Raw genomic sequence first — 15,436 nt, 5'->3', positions numbered from 1 at the left:
ATTGTCTCCCCTGTTGTAATCATTTACTCCATAAAGATTTTCTGTTCAGCATACAGAAGTTCAAGCATTTGCTGCCTTTTTGCAATTTCCTCGTTGTCACGTTCTAGCATTCCCGCAATTAAGACTTCCAGCAAGCTTACTACCGAAGCTATGGAATGATGACCAGAATCCATTTGCTTGTCCGTTGTAAGTGTTACGGATGCCATTTGCCCGATAGACGATAGCTGCCGGTCAGTAATGGCAATCACCCGAGAGCCTTGGTCTTCAGCATAGGAGGCAAGTTTAAAACTTTCCTTCCGATAACGCGGAAATGAAAAAATGACAGCTGCGGATTGCTCTGTTAAATCACACACATCCTCAGGAGAAAAACCATTTGGACCTGAAATGAACACATTTCCCCTTAATTGCTTTAGCGTGAAATAAAACCAGTATGCAGCAGCAAACGAGCTGCCAAACCCGACAATATAAACTCTGTCTGCCTGAATTAACATATCAACTGCTTTCCAGATCTCTGCTTCATTGACCTGGTCAAGCAATTGCCGAAGTATTTTCCTCTCTTGATCAATGATTCTCTTAAACAAATTCACTTCGCCTGCATTCTCTGATGAATGAAACTCTTCAGCCGCTGCCTGCTCCTGCTGCTTGCCGGCAAGCCAGTCCCTTCTGATCAGATCCTGCATTTGGGAGTAGCCGCTGAACCCAAGGGTATATGCAAGTCGAATGACAGTCGTTTCACTGACCCCCACTTTTCTTCCAACTTGATAGGCTGATAACAGCACTGCTTCATCCACATAATCCATAAAAAATCCAGCTGCTTTTTTCTGTCCTGGAGAGAGTGAGGAATAGCTTGTTTTTATTAGTTGGCTTACTGTTTTCTTCTTCATGCTAACTCCTCTTGAATAGTGCAGGAAAAACTTCATAAGCAAAGTATAAAGCATGATATACTTCTCTCACAAGAAGATTTTCTACTATTCTAAATAATATTTTAATTCCTATTAGTTTTTAATGTCTCTATTCTTAGAAGGATATTCTTCTATATAAAAATATTAACGGATGAAATACTTCTTAAGCAAGAGAAAAATGTATTTTTAATAGAAATAACTTATTTTTATGCATCATATTCAAAAACAGATTTCACTAAACCTTCATATTAAGACATGATATAGGAAGTTAAAAAAGCTGGGGGAAATTACATGATAGCCAGGTGGCTGGGATTAAATATTTTAACGGTTCTTTTGATTCTCCTATGGAGCTGGCACCAGGGTTGCGATTCAAACCAAATTTTATTGGGTAAGGTTCTAGCGCAGGCTGCATTTATTTTATTCTTAATTAACCTGAATATGTATTTCTTATTCCTTCTAATTCGGAAAAGTAAGATACGGAAAGTAAAAGTGACATTAGCGAAAACTTCCAAAAGAATGATGAAATACCATATCGCAATTGCTATACCAGCTTCCATGCTTATTCTCATACATGCTGTGATTATGATATCTGTACGATTAGAAGATCTGTGGCAGGCAAAAGCCGTAAGCGGAATTGCCACATTAATCGTTCTTTCCGTTCTCATATTCAGCGGCATGCTGCGGAGGAGGAAGTCGACGGGTAAAAGGAGAAAATTCCACTACATGTTGGCTTTTTTGTTTTTTGTGTTTGTGTTTTTGCATGTGTTTGTATAAAAAGTAAGTTCTAGAAATCGGGAGTCAAACTGACCATATAGGCCAGATTGGTTCAACTAACAATCAGCGGGGACTTTTTGCAGGAAAAAGTTACCTAAGAAAAAGCGCAAGGCGCCTTGCCCACGAAGGAACGCAGACTAAGAATGCCACGTCCTGTGGCAACGTCTGCATGACCCCCATCCTGGGGACTTCAAGCACAAGATGAGCCTCTCGGAAAGGCGTTCTTTGCTTTTTGGGAGGATCGGCTTATGACCTCGAGGGGGTAGGCGCCTGGAGCTAGACAGTTCTTTAAGTTCAAAGGAATATAAATTCTGATATTACAAAAAAACCTCCATTATAGGAGGCTCACCCTTTATTTATTTTTGTGCTGCTTGGTTAATCTTCCTAGAAGAAACGCTCCAGCTGCCACACCCAGCATTGTATTTGTTTTCTTATTGAATACTTGTTTAGCAACCAGATTCAGATTTTGCGGCCTTTCTGCAAGGCGGCGCATAAAGTAGCCGTACCAGTCATTTCCGAATGGCACATACGTGCAAAAATTGTACCCTTCCTTTGCAAGCCTTAACTGCATATCTTTCCTGAAACCGTATAACATTTGAAACTCAAATTTCTCTTTAGAGATATTATTAACGCTTACAAAATCCTTTACATAATTAATCACTTTATGGTCATGTGTTGCAATGGATGTAAATTTCCCATTCAACAAATGCCATTCTATTAATTTTATAAAGTTTCGGTCAATATCGATCTTATCCTGATAAGCGATTTCTTCAGGTTCTTTGTATGCACCTTTTACAATACGGAGACGGCAGTCTTTATATTTTTTAAGATCATCTTTTGCATCAAAGAAATAGGCCTGAATTACCGTTCCGAGGTTATCATACATGCCTGACAGTTCATCAAGTATATCAAAGGAAGGCTGCAGGCGCTTAGAGTCTTCCATATCCATGTTCACAAAAATATCGTACTTGCTGGCTCTATCAACAATTTCTTTCACATTTTCAAGACAGAATACGTAATCAATATCTAAGCCCAATTGTGAAGGTTTTAATGAAATATGGGCATCAACCTGATTTGTATGAATGGCCTCAATTACTTCAATTATTTGCTTTTTCGCTTCTGCCGCCTCTTCTTTCTTGTATACAAACTCTCCGAGATTATCGACAGTACAAGAGATTCCATGTGCGTTAAGTTCTTTAATGCTTTGAATTGCTTCATCTAAATTTGTTCCCGCAACGACATTCTGCGCTCCTAATTTCAAGCCATATTTCTTTGCGGCAGTATTCAAAAATTCGTTCTGGGAAAGGCCAATAAATAGATCTTTCAACATAGAAATATCCCCTAACTCTGTAATTTCACTAAAATTATAGCATAGTTTTTTAATAAAATTTATTTTGCGAATTTTCCTATTTTAAAGTTTCCCTGCAGGATAGAAGGTAAAACATTTACAAGTTGGAGTAAATAAATAAAGATTATATTACCCATAACATCCATTCCCGCTTCCGAACAGCAAAGTGCCAATATTCTCAAATTGCTTTTTCAGCGTTTCTATAAAAAGGTAATGACACACAGCCAACTAGCACTACCACTTCCCCTCCGTTTTTACATTCTTTGATAAATGGTTTTTAAGAAAAATTTAAGTGGCAGAGTATAGAAGAAGTTTAAGAGAAGCTGCTTCAACCTGTTTTAATGCTGGAAGTTTATTAATGGGTGGATGTATGAAGGTATATAAATTTATACGGAAATACAAAAAGGCTCAGCTTCTATGAAGCTGAACCTTTTTAAATGAATGATTCCGACTGGGTTCGAACCAGCGACCTCTACCCTGTCAAGGTAGCGCTCTCCCAGCTGAGCTACGGAATCGTTATTGAGGATAATATAAAATATAATATTGTTTCACTTAAAAGTCAATAGTAATTTTCATTCCATTAATAGAAGTTTAATAGCCTGAAAATAGATTACATTCGCGTTACAATTTCCCCATTTAGGCTTGCATGGTATCTTTTTAAGAAAATATGCTTTATAATGCCCACTATATGATTCTTTTGTTAGATGAATCAAACATTTCAGGGTTACGGAAGGAGCAAATTTAATTGAAAAAACTAATGTACCCCTTTTTACTAGTATTATTATCTGCTGTATTAGCAGCATGCGGTGCTGATGATGAAAGCAAAACGGCTGATAAAGAGGATAAGGGTAAAACGGCTGAAACTGATCAGCAGGAGCAGCAAAAGAAAATGGAAGAAATGCAAAAGAAAATGGAAGAGCAAAAGCTTGATGAGGATAAAACAGTTGCAATTGTTAATGACCAGGAAATTCTTGGCCGTGAATATAATAGCGTACTTACATCTTCACAAACGATGTACCAGCAAATGGGACAAGATCCTACTAGTGAAGAAGCTGCAGTGCAAATCAAAAAGCAAACACTTGATAGTTTAGTCGGCCAAACGCTGCTTCTCCAGGAAGCAGATAAAAAAGGCTATAAAGCTTCAGATGAAGAAGTAAAAAAACAGCTTGAAGAAACAAAAGGGCAATTCAATGATGATAAAGAATTTGAAACAGCTATGCAGCAAGCGGGACTTGATAAGGGCTCATTAGAGGATGAAATTGCCAATAATATTAAGTACACGAAGTATATTGAGAGTGAAATTAAACCTGAAGAGGTTACGGATGCAGAAATCAAAAAATACTATGACGAGTACGCGAGCCAAGGTAATGCTGAAGGCCAGGAGCCTCCTAAGCTGGAAGAAGTAAAGCCGCAGATTAAAAAGCAGCTTGAACAGCAAAAGCAGCAGGAGATGCTCGTTAAGCATGTTGAAGAATTAAAGAAAAACGCGAAAATTGATATAAAGGTTTAATCCTGATCCAGCAGCCTCCCATTTGGGTGGCTGCTGTTTTTTATATGATAAATTTACCTCATTTTTTTACTATCTTACCTCTTGAGAAATTATCTAATTACGGTAAGATGTATTGGGGAGGATACATCATGATCAAACGTATAACATTTATTCAAATAATTTCAGGATATTTAATACTCACTCTGGGGATTTCTCTCATTATTTTATCAGGTCTTGGAGCGGGTGCATGGGATACCGTATATGTAGGACTTTTTAATAAATTTGGTCTTACAATCGGAACATGGTCTTTCCTGGTCACGACATCCCTGATTTTTTTCAATGCTCTGCTTACTTGGGAAAAGCCCCAGTTAAAATCTTTTATAGGTACGATATTGGCAAGCCTGGGAATCGACTTTTGGATGGAACTTATTTTTGACGGGATTGTTATCAACTATTTCTCTATTCAAATTCTTGCCTTCTTTATAGGTATTATCTTGCTTGGCTTGGGCGTAGCTATTTATATCCGGCCAAAACTTTTCAGTGGACCAATTGACGGATTAATGATTGCAACAGCAAAAAGGCTGAACATCAGCATAAAAAATGCAAGGATCCTAAATGAATTTTTGGCTTTGACCATGGGCTTCGCTTTAGGCGGTCCAGTGGGACTGGGCACTTTGTTCGTCGCTATCTTTTTAGGCTATACTATCCAATATGGAACCCTCTTGCTTAACCTCTTAAAGGATAAGGGGTTAAAAATCATTTAAAAGACTTCGTTAATGAAGTCTTTTTTTATACGAATAAATTTTCGCTTTTCTTTGATTCAGAACATTCGTTCGTTTATAATGTAAATAAAAGGCAGGAGGGATTTCTCTATGAAAGGAATTCTTTATCGAGCTATGGAAGAGAGAAAACCAGTGGAAATCATTTATCTCTCCAAACGGAACTCATTTACACAAAGGAAAATTTTAATTAAAGAACTGCGCGGAAGCACCATTTTAGCCTACTGCTTATATAGAAAGCAAATGCGCATCTTTAATTTAAATCATATTATGTCGGTCTTGCCAGAAAAAAAATACATCAAATCAGCTAAAAGCTTTCCATAATTTAGATAAAGAAGCCTGTATGTCCCAGCTGGAATACAGCTTTTTTATGCCTTCGTTCTTTGACCCATACCCAGATTAACTGTCACTTATACGTATATGTTCTCTAAAAAAAGGAAGAAGCCTAAAATCAAATGAAGTAAACAAAAAGGAAGGAACTCCTTTAGAGAACCTTCCTGTTTCGTTAAGCTGTCTGAGGCTTAGTTTTATCTTTTCGCTTAATGACGACCTGCAGAACAATCAGTAAAATAAAAATCCCTAGGCCCAAAATATCCGTTATTCCCTCAGGATAGATCAGCATTAATCCACCTATAAGCCCTAAGATCCTTTCAATTGCATTTAATTTCCGCAGCCAGTACCCAATAACGCCGGCTCCTATAGCCATCATGCCGGCCAACGCCGTAAATACTACCCAGATTAAGTAATACCAGGTTGTATCAATCATTAAAAGCTCTGGTGATAAAACAAACATATAAGGAATAATGAATGCTCCGATTGCAAGCTTAGAGGCATTCACACCGGTTTTAATCGGATCACCGCCCGAAACCCCTGCAGCAGCGAATGCAGCAAGCGCAACTGGAGGGGTAATATCTGCCACAATACCGAAGTAAAATACGAACAGGTGGGCAGATAAATCTGGGATCCCCAGCAATATAATGGCCGGAGCCGCAATTGTTGATGTGATGACATAGTTTGCAGTCGTTGGTGATCCCATTCCCAGGATGATCGCTGCAACCATTGTAAGCATAAGTGTTGGGATTAATAATCCCCCTGAAAGATCAAGAAGTCCATTGGCCATTTTTAAACCAAGTCCTGTCTTCACAACAACACCTACAATGATACCCGCAGCAGCAGTCGCAGCTGCAACGCCCAACGCAGTACGAGCACCATCAACCAATGCATCAATAGCATCCCGGAAGTTAATGCGTGTATCCTTCCGTATCATACTAACCGCAATTGTAATAACAATAGACCATAGAGCAGCACGGATTACGCTCATTCCGCTCATTAGCAATACAATTACCGCCAGTATCGGCAGAAGCAAATAAATCTTCTTCAGCACTTCTTTCCGGTTCGGCATTTCATCATCATTGAGCCCTCTTAAACCAACTCTTTTCGCTTCAAAGTCAGTCATGATCCATACACCTGCAAAATAAAGAAGTGCAGGAATTGCCGCAGCTTTGGCAATATCCCAATAAGTTATGCCTCCGCCAATGAATTCCACCATAAGGAACGCCGCAGCACCCATAATAGGGGGCATGATTTGTCCTCCTGTGGACGCTGTCGCTTCTACCGCACCAGCAAATTCCTTCTTATAGCCAAGCTTTTTCATCATTGGAATGGTAAAAGATCCTGAAGTTACAACGTTAGCAACAGAGCTTCCGCTGATTGTTCCCTGGAGGGCGCTGGAAAATATCGCAACCTTTGCAGGTCCGCCTGTTCGCTTCCCTGCCAGTGTAACGGCCAAATCATTAAAGTATTGTCCTACCCCTGTTTTAACAAGGAAAGAACCAAATAACAGGAATAGGAATATGAAGGTTGCCGACACACCTAATGGAGTACCAAGAATCCCTTCGGTTGTAAAGAACATCGTCTGGACAAGCCGTTCCAAATCCAAGCCGCGGTGCGCCAAAAATGCTGGCATATACGGCCCGTACATGGCATATGCCAAAAATATCACAGCAATAATCGTGATTGGCATTCCGACTGCACGCCTTGTTGCTTCAAGCACTAATAATACAGCAAGCAGTCCCACATAAAAATCAATTTCTGTCAGGCGCCCGGCTCTCATAACAATTTCATCAATAAATAAAGGCCAATAGGAACCCACTGCGATACCGAGAATTGCCAGAATGATATCATACCAGGCAACTTTATGTTTTCTCCCCCTATCTTTTTTCCTTGCAGGAAACAAAAGAAAAATAAGGGCTAATGCAAACCCCAGGTGGATCGAACGCTGGAGCTGGGCCGTGAGCATCCCAAAAATCCCTGTATATAAATGGAATAGCGAAAAAGATAAAAGGCCAAAAAAGACAATCCAGCCCATGATGCCTCCCAGTTTCCTTGTGCCGGCCTCTGGATCATACTTTTCAAGCAGTTTCTGCTGTTCCTCAAGAGATAACATTTCCCCTTTATTGTCCAAGGATATTCACTCCTTTCAAAGCCTCAATTAAGTTTATTTTTTTTGCTTTAATTCTCACCCAAGTACCGGGTTCTATATAGTATGAGAGAGGATATTCCTCTCCCTCGCTAATTATTCTGTGGTTAGCCCTAACCTCTCCCAGCCGTAGATCAAAAAAAGGAAAAATCCGATTCATATTTTTAATATAATATTTGCCGTCCTTCTGTTCAAATATTTCCCCGTTTGAAGCATTTTCCGGCATTCCAATCGCAAAATCCTCATACGTAAGCTCGTACAGCTTTATGTAGCTCTTTTCCGTTACCTTGTAGCTTTCTACAACATCCGAAAGATGAATGGAATGAGTATATTTGATTTTAAAAAATCCGTTCTCTTTAATAGGGAGATAAGCAAGCACTTCTCCTTTGTTCTGGTATTCAAAAACAACTGCTTGCTTCATGGGAATGAAAAGCATGATTACGATGGATGTGAGGCTGAGGAATACCAGGATCAATTTTGTCTTTCCTGGCTTCTTATCTTTCATATACACCCCACCTAAAATAATTGTTATTATAACCATTCTTTACATTTGAATGGAAAATCTTCTTAAAAGTTAATTGACCGGCGTAAGAACCTTATTTAGGTTTTACAGCCGGCCAAGTTTTTAAGCGCTTAAATTATGTTTTGCAGATTACTCAGCTTTAAAGCCTTGTTCGTCAAAGTATTTTTTAGCACCTGGATGCAGATCTATTCCTGTACCTTTGACTGCACTCTCTGCTTTGATCATTTTGCCTTTTGCATGTGTTACTTTATCAAGGTTTTCAAAAATTGCCTTTGTAACATCGTAGACGACATCTTCAGAAAGATCATTTGAAACAACAAGCATCGCCTGTACAGCTACTGTTGGAACAGCATCTGCAAGCTTATATGTTCCTGATGGGACCTCATCCTGTACATAGTAAGGATACTTTTCGATCAGGGCGTCAATTTTATCCTGCTCGATTGGAACAATCACAACATCTTCAGTTGCGGAAAGGCCTTCAACAGCACCTGTTGGTGTTCCTGCTGTAACGAAGGCAGCATCAATTGCGCCATCCTGGATGCCTGCAGTGGATTCATCGAAAGATAAATCCTGTTTTTTGATGTCATCTAATGTAATCCCATGTATTTCAAGGATTTGTTCTGCATTTGCAGCAGTTCCTGAACCTGGAGCCCCAATTGAAACCTTTTTGCCTTTTAAGTCCTCAATTGTTTTAATGCCTGACTTTGCAGTTGTGACAATTTGAATTGTTTCTGGATAAAGTGTGCCAATTGCACTTACATTATCAACAGCTGATCCTTCAAACATTAGCTTTCCTTCTTTAGCATATGAAGCAATATCTGTTTGTGAGAAAGCAATTTCTGCATTGCCGTCTTTCAGTGTATTCATGTTCTCTGCAGATGCACCTGATACTTCAGCATTTGTATCAATGCCAGTAGCATCAGAAATAATCTCAGCGAACGATCCGCCTAGCGGATAATATGTACCGCCCGTTCCACCCGTTACGATGCTCATAAACTTCGGCTTTTCAGCGCCATCGCCATCGCCTTCGCCACCGCCGCCATTGCCTTCATCCGTTCCGCCGCCGCAAGCAGCAAGGATCATCGAAAGCGCTAACAGCAAAACTGCTGCGAGAAGAAAACTTTTCTTTTTCATTATATTTCCCCCTTTATAAAATTACAGTTTGTCGTACTATATACTACCATAAAGGATAGCCCGATTGTCAAATGATACCTTTATAATTTAAACAAGCAATATATAATCACTACCTCTTTTATGCAGTAATCCATAGTTTATGTTACAGCTGCTAATATTTTTAATTTAGCCAGCATCATTTCGAGTATTATCAACCATATTATTACAGAATGGAAACTGCCCAAACACGTAAAGAGCAATTCCTAAATATATATGATAAAATTTTCATGAAAAGCCTTACATACAAACAAACGGAGGAATAGATAGACATGGACTTTCCTAGAGGAACAATTAAGGATATAAAGATTAAAAGCAAGGAGCTTGGAGATGAAATGGACCTCCTAGTATATTTGCCGGCTTCTTATTCCCCTTTATACAAATATACAGTTGTTATAGCCCAGGATGGAAAAGACTATTTTCAGCTTGGCAGAGTGGGAAGAATCGCAGATGAACTTATAGCCGAAAAGGAAATTGAAAACCTGATCATTGTAGGCGTTCCTTATAAAGATGTCAAAGATAGATGGAATAAATATCATCCAAATGGCGAGCAGCATAATGCCTATATCCGCTTTTTGGCACATGAGCTGGTCCCTTTCCTTGACAGAGAATTCCCTACGTATCAAATGGGGATGGGGCGGGCTCTGATGGGAGATTCCCTCGCTGCCACAGTATCATTAATGGCAGCGATCCATTATCCGAATACATTTGGAAGGCTGGTCCTTCAGTCTCCTTTTGTTGATAAAACAGTTCTGGAGACTGTTAAAGAATTTTACGAGCCTCACCTTCTGAATATCTACCACGTCATCGGAAAAGGTGAAACAGCTGTCAAAACAACCGGCGGCGAAGAGAAAGATTTCCTGGCTCCAAACAGGGAGCTCTCCAAGGTGTTTGAAGAAAAACGCTTTCCATACTTTTATGATGAGTTTGATGGAGACCATACCTGGACATACTGGCAGCCGGATTTAAAAAGGGCGCTTAAAATGATGTTTTAAGGATCTGATCTAATTCATTGCAGAACTTTTATAGGATGAGAAAAGAATCATTCTTTTACATCAACAAAAAGAATACATTGATTTCACTGTTTTTTATTCTAAAAAAAGGTATAATTATATAATGAATTTAGAAAATTTTCTATAATGGTTCAATCTAAAGATTTAAATCCATTCATCTAAGCCTGCCAGTTATTAAAAAAAATCAACATGGAGGTTGTTTTATGAGCACGAAATACGGTATCGTTATTTTTCCTTCAAAAAAACTGCAAGATTTGGCTAATTCTTATCGAAAGCGGTATGATCCGCATTATGCTTTAATTCCTCCGCACGTCACTTTAAGAGAGGGCTTTGATGCTTCTGAAGACGAAATTTCAGAACTTACCCACACCCTGCATGGGATTGCCAAGAAACATCAGCCTTTCCAAATTAACGCTACAAAAATCAGCTCTTTCCAGCCGGTCAATAATGTAATCTACTTTAAAATAGAGCCTACCACCCAGCTGGAAGAACTGCATCGTGAACTGAATGATAATACTGCAGGAGAGTCACCAGAATATAATTTTGTCCCTCATATTACAATTGGGCAAAAACTATCAAATGATGAGCATTCAGATGTCTATGGCTCATTAAGAATGCAGCGGGTTAACCATGAAGAAGTAGTAGACCGGTTCCATCTTCTCTACCAGCTTGATAATGGCTCTTGGACTGTATTTGAAACATTTCGATTAGGAAAGGAATAAACAGAAGTGGAAGTTAAAATAGTCTCTACCGAACAAGAATTACAGGATGCGTTTTCCGTTCGCAAACAGGTATTTATCCATGAACAAAACGTCCCTGAAGAAGAAGAAATTGATAAGTACGAAGATGAAGCCTCCCACTTTGTGCTTTATGACTCTGGAAAACCTGCAGGTGCCGGCCGATTCCGCATTGTTGATGGAGTGGGGAAAGTGGAAAGAATTTGCGTCCTGAAAGAGAATCGCAAAGGCGGCTCCGGAAAAGCAATTATGAAGAAAATTGAAGAATATGCAAAAGAAAAAGGTTTGAAAGCATTGAAATTAAATGCCCAAACACAGGCTATACCTTTTTACGGAAAATTGGGCTATGAAGTGGTTTCGGAAGAATTCTTAGACGCTGGGATCCCACACCGCACGATGAAAAAACCAATTTAACGGACGAACTCCTGCCAGGTTTGGCAGGAGTTCTTTTTTTGCTTAGGTTTTCCAATCATCTGCATTATTCAACTCGACTGGCTTATATCCTCTTATTTTTCTACTGCTCTTCTTACTGCAATAATTTTTCAGGTTTCTGCAAAAACTATTCCAGATGCAGCTTAAAGGGGTGGTTGGGATGGAATATCTGCATATAGTCAATGTGCTGGTAATTGGCTACTTATTTTTATTTGTAATGGCAAAAATTTTGGGAAAAACACAAATCACACAGATTACTCCATTTGACTTTATTTCTGCGATCGTTTTGGGAGAGCTGGTGGGAAATGCAATATATGAAGAAGATATAGAAATAATTGAAATTTTCTTTGCCGTTGCAGTATGGGGCATATTGATTTATGTCACGGAAATGCTCACCCAAAAGTTTAAGAGTACCAGAAAACTTCTTGAAGGTGAACCTTCTATCGTCATTAAAAAAGGAAAAATAGTGTATAAAGAACTGAAAAAAAATCACCTGGATTTAAATCAGCTCCAGCATCTTCTCCGTTCTAAAGATGTGTTCTCCATTCAGGAATGCGAGTATGCAATACTGGAGACTGATGGGACTGTCAGTGCACTAAAAAAACCAGTGTATGCTTCCCCAACTTTACAGGATTTAAACTTACCTCTTATTAACGTTGAACTTCCGGTTACGATCATTTTAGATGGAGAAGTTATTTGGGATAACCTCAAAACCATTGGATGGGATGAGTTAAGGCTGAATAATGAAATAAAATCGAATGGTGCCCATAACGTGAAAGATGTGTTATACGCAGAATGGAAAAAAGGAGAGGCTTTGCACGTGCAAACGTACTAAGACTCTCCCTTTATTACTTCAATTCTTCCCCATAATCCGCATTAATTCTTAGCGATAATAAGCTATCTTAACCATAAAAAAAACAAACTCTGCATTAACTTATATACATTCACTAAAATAGCGGCCCTTACCAGTCATTTCGCCGTAGGTCTTGTCTGCTTTCAATCTATTTATATGCTTGGTGTAATCTTGACGCTGATTTGAAGTAGTTTTCACTAAATTTTTCTGAGTGCCAAGAGGAAGTTCTTGACGGAATTCTTTCCCATTTGCTGATGCAGCTATTCTGTTCACGGGCACAAAACAAAAAGGATCATACTTGTTGCCAATTTCCCTTTCTGCATATTGATTATTTTGGTAATTCCTTACAGGAAGGATATAACCCACAGCTGCTCCCCCTCTCCATTCATATCCTTATTAAAGAAATACGAAAACACTCTCCTTTTTATGTACCCTTTTTATTTAAATTTCAAACATTTAAGGACTTTAGAAACCTTTTCTGTTTTGTTATGATTAGGTTTGTCTTGTTTATTTGGACTAACCAGCAATCATTATTAGTTTGCTTTAAATGGGGTATTCGATATGAAAACAGCAATTTTACATAATAAACCAGTTAACCTTGAACAATTAAATAGAGAAAATTTTCAGCATATATATGAAGAAGGCAAAAAAGGAAAGCTATATTGTTCTGATTGCGGAGCTTCTGTACGCTTGTATTTAGGAATCGAGAAGGAACCTCATTTTTATCATATTCAGCAGAGCAGCAGAACGTGCAAGGAGATGAAATTAAATGTGGAACCTGCTCATACTGTGACAAGGGAATATATAGAAAAGGATGGTTTTAAAATCCCAGTTTCCCGATCCATTGCTGCTTCAGCAGTAAACATTGCCGAATCAGTTTTTAAAAAAGCGCAGCCTGTTAAAAATATTCCTATATATATTAAAGAAAATACACCAGACCATAGTTTTCCTAATGAATACCTGCAGGCACTTTTCCGATCGGGAATTTTTCTGGATACGCAGCAGGCAGCTGCTGTTTCCTATATAGATGGGCCACTGCTTGTCCTTGCAGGAGCTGGGAGTGGAAAAACGCGAGTACTAACGACAAGGACTGCTTTCATGCTGCGTGAAAAAAATATCGATCCCAAATCCATCATGCTTGTCACCTTTACGGCAAAGGCTGCAGCTGAAATGAAGGACCGTCTCCTTTACTATCCTGGAATGGATCATAGAAAAGTTAAAAAGGTGGTTTCCGGTACATTTCATAGTTTGTTTTATCGGATTCTTTCCTTTCACTCTCCAGAGAAATGGGCTTCAGGCAAACTGCTTAATAGGGATTGGCAGCGTGAACAGATCATTAAGGAAGCATGCAAAGACTTGAAGCTTGATGAAAGAGAATTTGCTTTTGACCTTGCTCTTCAGCAAATCAGTTATTGGAAAAACTCACTGATCATGCCTGAAAAAGTTAAACCTGAAAACGACTGGGAAGAGCAGGCAGCGGCATTATATAAACGGTATGAACTAGCAAAGGGGCGAAAAGGTATATTTGATTTTGACGATATGCTAACAGAATGCTACACCCTTTTCCGGGAAAACCCTCTTATTCTCGAACAATATCAGAGCCGATTTCGATACTTTCTGATTGATGAGTTTCAGGACATTAATAAAGTTCAATATGAACTGATGAAAATGCTCTCCAATAAAACAAGTAATGTCTGTGCTGTGGGGGATGATGACCAGTCCATTTATGCTTTCAGGGGAAGTGATCCTCAATACTTGTTAGATTTTGAGGAAGATTTTCCTAATGCAAAAGTGATAACTCTAGACCAAAACTATCGCTCTGCGCATGAAATCGTTTCTGCAGCCAATCAAATCATTTCTCTGAATAAACAGAGACGCACTAAAAGCATGAATGCCCAGTATACAAGTGAACGTTATCCTTTCTTATTTTTTCCTTATGATGAGGAAGAAGAAGCAACCATGATTTTGACAGATATCCAGAACAAAATAGCAAAAGGATTTGAACCAAGTGACTTTGCTATTTTGTTTCGAACACATACTGGAAGCAGGGCTGTATTTGAAAGGCTGGCAAATTCCAGCCTCCCTTTCAAGCTTGATCAGGATGCAGAATCTTTCTATGACCGTTTCATAATCAGAAGTATGCTTGCATTTTTGAAACTTTCTGCTAATGAAGACGACCAACATGCCATTAAAGATATATTGCCATCTCTTTTTGTTAAACAATCTGCTTTGCAGGATATTAAAGCGGAGAGTATTTTGAAGGATTGTTCCCTTCTCGAGTGCCTATGCCACATTAAAACAGGCTTTGCTTTTCAGGAAAGTAAATTAAGGAGAGCCATCCCTGTTATCAGATCACTTACAGGGCTTACTCCTTTAACTGCCATTGAAAAGGTTGAAAAGGAATTAGGCTTTCAAAACTTCCTCAAAAAACGAGGCAGCGAAGGCAATAAAATGGAAAAAGGGTCTGATGATTTAAAAGACTTGAAGGTTGCTGCCCGTAACTTTAACTCCATAGTCGAGCTAATCGAGCATGCAGAGCATATGAAAGCGATGAACAAAGAAATTAAACATTTTAGTAAAAGCTATAAAAACGCCATTACCTTAAGTACAATCCACCGTTCAAAGGGGCTGGAGTATAATGTGGTATATGTGGCAGGAGCTGTTGAGGGAAGCCTGCCACATGACCATGCTCTTGAAGCATTTCGAACAGGTGATTCTGCTCCTTTGGAGGAAGAGCGCAGGCTTATGTATGTAGCTGTTACACGGGCAAGAAAAGACTTATATATATCTGTACCTGAAAGGAAACGCGGACGAAAAGCCGCCCCTTCCCGTTTCCTTGCCCCTATTTCCCGCAGCCTCAGACGTTAAAAGCAGATTGGACCTGGCCGCACATTTGCCAGGTCCCTTTGTCATTATCCCTCATTAATTTGAGTTCAC

15 protein-coding genes and 1 tRNA gene are annotated in these 15,436 nt (G+C 39.1%); 9 read left to right on the top strand and 7 right to left on the bottom strand.

The window, feature by feature from the left end; genetic code table 11:
- Window positions 1–23: 23 nt before the first annotated feature.
- Complete coding sequence (locus tag NCCP133_RS05660) at window positions 24–884, bottom strand: MurR/RpiR family transcriptional regulator (RefSeq protein ID WP_264803955.1); 861 nt, start codon at window positions 882–884, stop codon at window positions 24–26.
- A 309-nt stretch (window positions 885–1,193) separates the two neighbouring features.
- Here NCCP133_RS05660 and NCCP133_RS05655 point away from each other — a divergent pair, with 309 nt between their 5' ends.
- Window positions 1,194–1,676, top strand: coding sequence for a hypothetical protein (locus NCCP133_RS05655; RefSeq protein ID WP_264803954.1), 483 nt, complete (start codon window positions 1,194–1,196; stop codon window positions 1,674–1,676).
- 352 nt (window positions 1,677–2,028) lie between these two features.
- Here NCCP133_RS05655 and NCCP133_RS05650 read toward each other — a convergent pair whose 3' ends face one another.
- Entirely contained in the window at window positions 2,029–3,006 is a 978-nt protein-coding gene (locus tag NCCP133_RS05650) for a proline dehydrogenase family protein (RefSeq protein ID WP_264803953.1), read from the bottom strand.
- A 460-nt stretch (window positions 3,007–3,466) separates the two neighbouring features.
- Window positions 3,467–3,539: transfer RNA gene (locus tag NCCP133_RS05645), tRNA-Val, on the bottom strand.
- A gap of 230 nt (window positions 3,540–3,769) precedes the next feature.
- Here NCCP133_RS05645 and NCCP133_RS05640 point away from each other — a divergent pair.
- The 3 genes from NCCP133_RS05640 (at window position 3,770) to NCCP133_RS05630 (ending at window position 5,616) form a co-directional block, all read left to right on the top strand.
- Complete coding sequence (locus tag NCCP133_RS05640) at window positions 3,770–4,534, top strand: SurA N-terminal domain-containing protein (RefSeq protein WP_264803952.1); 765 nt, start codon at window positions 3,770–3,772, stop codon at window positions 4,532–4,534.
- A 128-nt stretch (window positions 4,535–4,662) separates the two neighbouring features.
- Window positions 4,663–5,277 carry a YczE/YyaS/YitT family protein gene (locus tag NCCP133_RS05635; RefSeq protein WP_264803951.1) on the top strand — a complete coding sequence of 205 codons (615 nt, stop codon included), beginning with the start codon at window positions 4,663–4,665 and terminating at the stop codon, window positions 5,275–5,277.
- A 108-nt stretch (window positions 5,278–5,385) separates the two neighbouring features.
- Complete coding sequence (locus tag NCCP133_RS05630) at window positions 5,386–5,616, top strand: WYL domain-containing protein (protein WP_264803950.1); 231 nt, start codon at window positions 5,386–5,388, stop codon at window positions 5,614–5,616.
- A gap of 181 nt (window positions 5,617–5,797) precedes the next feature.
- Here the strand turns inward: NCCP133_RS05630 and NCCP133_RS05625 are convergent, their stop codons facing one another.
- The 3 genes from NCCP133_RS05625 to NCCP133_RS05615 form a co-directional block, all read right to left on the bottom strand.
- Window positions 5,798–7,738 (bottom strand): TRAP transporter permease, encoded by a 1,941-nt coding sequence (locus NCCP133_RS05625; RefSeq protein ID WP_442874241.1) that lies wholly within the window; start codon window positions 7,736–7,738, stop codon window positions 5,798–5,800.
- A gap of 7 nt (window positions 7,739–7,745) precedes the next feature.
- Complete coding sequence (locus NCCP133_RS05620) at window positions 7,746–8,276, bottom strand: DUF1850 domain-containing protein (protein WP_264803948.1); 531 nt, start codon at window positions 8,274–8,276, stop codon at window positions 7,746–7,748.
- 147 nt (window positions 8,277–8,423) lie between these two features.
- The gene (locus NCCP133_RS05615) at window positions 8,424–9,428 is read right to left on the bottom strand and encodes a TAXI family TRAP transporter solute-binding subunit (protein WP_264803947.1); all 1,005 of its coding nucleotides are present in this window, start codon (window positions 9,426–9,428) and stop codon (window positions 8,424–8,426) included.
- 308 nt (window positions 9,429–9,736) lie between these two features.
- Here NCCP133_RS05615 and NCCP133_RS05610 point away from each other — a divergent pair, with 308 nt between their 5' ends.
- The 4 genes from NCCP133_RS05610 to NCCP133_RS05595 all read left to right on the top strand — a co-directional run bounded on the left by NCCP133_RS05610 (window position 9,737) and on the right by NCCP133_RS05595 (window position 12,481).
- Window positions 9,737–10,459, top strand: a complete 723-nt coding sequence (locus NCCP133_RS05610; protein ID WP_264803946.1) for an alpha/beta hydrolase — start codon at window positions 9,737–9,739, stop codon at window positions 10,457–10,459.
- A 221-nt stretch (window positions 10,460–10,680) separates the two neighbouring features.
- Window positions 10,681–11,199 carry a YjcG family protein gene (locus tag NCCP133_RS05605; protein WP_264803945.1) on the top strand — a complete coding sequence of 173 codons (519 nt, stop codon included), beginning with the start codon at window positions 10,681–10,683 and terminating at the stop codon, window positions 11,197–11,199.
- 6 nt (window positions 11,200–11,205) lie between these two features.
- Entirely contained in the window at window positions 11,206–11,628 is a 423-nt protein-coding gene (locus NCCP133_RS05600; RefSeq protein ID WP_264803944.1) for a GNAT family N-acetyltransferase, read from the top strand.
- A gap of 178 nt (window positions 11,629–11,806) precedes the next feature.
- Complete coding sequence (locus tag NCCP133_RS05595) at window positions 11,807–12,481, top strand: DUF421 domain-containing protein (protein WP_264803943.1); 675 nt, start codon at window positions 11,807–11,809, stop codon at window positions 12,479–12,481.
- Window positions 12,482–12,580: 99 nt separating this feature from the next.
- On the opposite strand, the gene NCCP133_RS05590 is transcribed toward NCCP133_RS05595, so the two are convergent.
- Window positions 12,581–12,865, bottom strand: a complete 285-nt coding sequence (locus NCCP133_RS05590; RefSeq protein WP_264803942.1) for a hypothetical protein — start codon at window positions 12,863–12,865, stop codon at window positions 12,581–12,583.
- A 195-nt stretch (window positions 12,866–13,060) separates the two neighbouring features.
- Here NCCP133_RS05590 and NCCP133_RS05585 point away from each other — a divergent pair, with 195 nt between their 5' ends.
- A complete protein-coding gene (locus NCCP133_RS05585; protein ID WP_264803941.1) occupies window positions 13,061–15,367 on the top strand; it encodes a UvrD-helicase domain-containing protein in 2,307 nt (768 codons plus the stop codon).
- Window positions 15,368–15,436 lie beyond the last annotated feature (69 nt).

The organism is Cytobacillus sp. NCCP-133, assembly GCF_026011715.1.
Taxonomy (GTDB): Bacteria; Bacillota; Bacilli; order Bacillales; family Cytobacillaceae; genus Cytobacillus.
Note: the sequence above shows the minus strand (reverse complement) of the source record. Positions and strands in the feature narration are given on the sequence as shown.

What these genes read in the sequence shown, in the direction of transcription:
- NCCP133_RS05660 (WP_264803955.1), bottom strand. Translation starts at nt 884, where the DNA reads ATGAAGAAGAAAACAGTAAGCCAACTAATAAAAACAAGCTATTCCTCA.
- NCCP133_RS05655 (WP_264803954.1), top strand. Translation starts at nt 1,194, where the DNA reads ATGATAGCCAGGTGGCTGGGATTAAATATTTTAACGGTTCTTTTGATT.
- NCCP133_RS05650 (WP_264803953.1), bottom strand. Translation starts at nt 3,006, where the DNA reads ATGTTGAAAGATCTATTTATTGGCCTTTCCCAGAACGAATTTTTGAAT.
- NCCP133_RS05635 (WP_264803951.1), top strand. Translation starts at nt 4,663, where the DNA reads ATGATCAAACGTATAACATTTATTCAAATAATTTCAGGATATTTAATA.
- NCCP133_RS05630 (WP_264803950.1), top strand. Translation starts at nt 5,386, where the DNA reads ATGAAAGGAATTCTTTATCGAGCTATGGAAGAGAGAAAACCAGTGGAA.
- NCCP133_RS05625 (WP_442874241.1), bottom strand. Translation starts at nt 7,738, where the DNA reads ATGTTATCTCTTGAGGAACAGCAGAAACTGCTTGAAAAGTATGATCCA.
- NCCP133_RS05620 (WP_264803948.1), bottom strand. Translation starts at nt 8,276, where the DNA reads ATGAAAGATAAGAAGCCAGGAAAGACAAAATTGATCCTGGTATTCCTC.
- NCCP133_RS05615 (WP_264803947.1), bottom strand. Translation starts at nt 9,428, where the DNA reads ATGAAAAAGAAAAGTTTTCTTCTCGCAGCAGTTTTGCTGTTAGCGCTT.
- NCCP133_RS05610 (WP_264803946.1), top strand. Translation starts at nt 9,737, where the DNA reads ATGGACTTTCCTAGAGGAACAATTAAGGATATAAAGATTAAAAGCAAG.
- NCCP133_RS05605 (WP_264803945.1), top strand. Translation starts at nt 10,681, where the DNA reads ATGAGCACGAAATACGGTATCGTTATTTTTCCTTCAAAAAAACTGCAA.
- NCCP133_RS05595 (WP_264803943.1), top strand. Translation starts at nt 11,807, where the DNA reads ATGGAATATCTGCATATAGTCAATGTGCTGGTAATTGGCTACTTATTT.
- NCCP133_RS05585 (WP_264803941.1), top strand. Translation starts at nt 13,061, where the DNA reads ATGAAAACAGCAATTTTACATAATAAACCAGTTAACCTTGAACAATTA.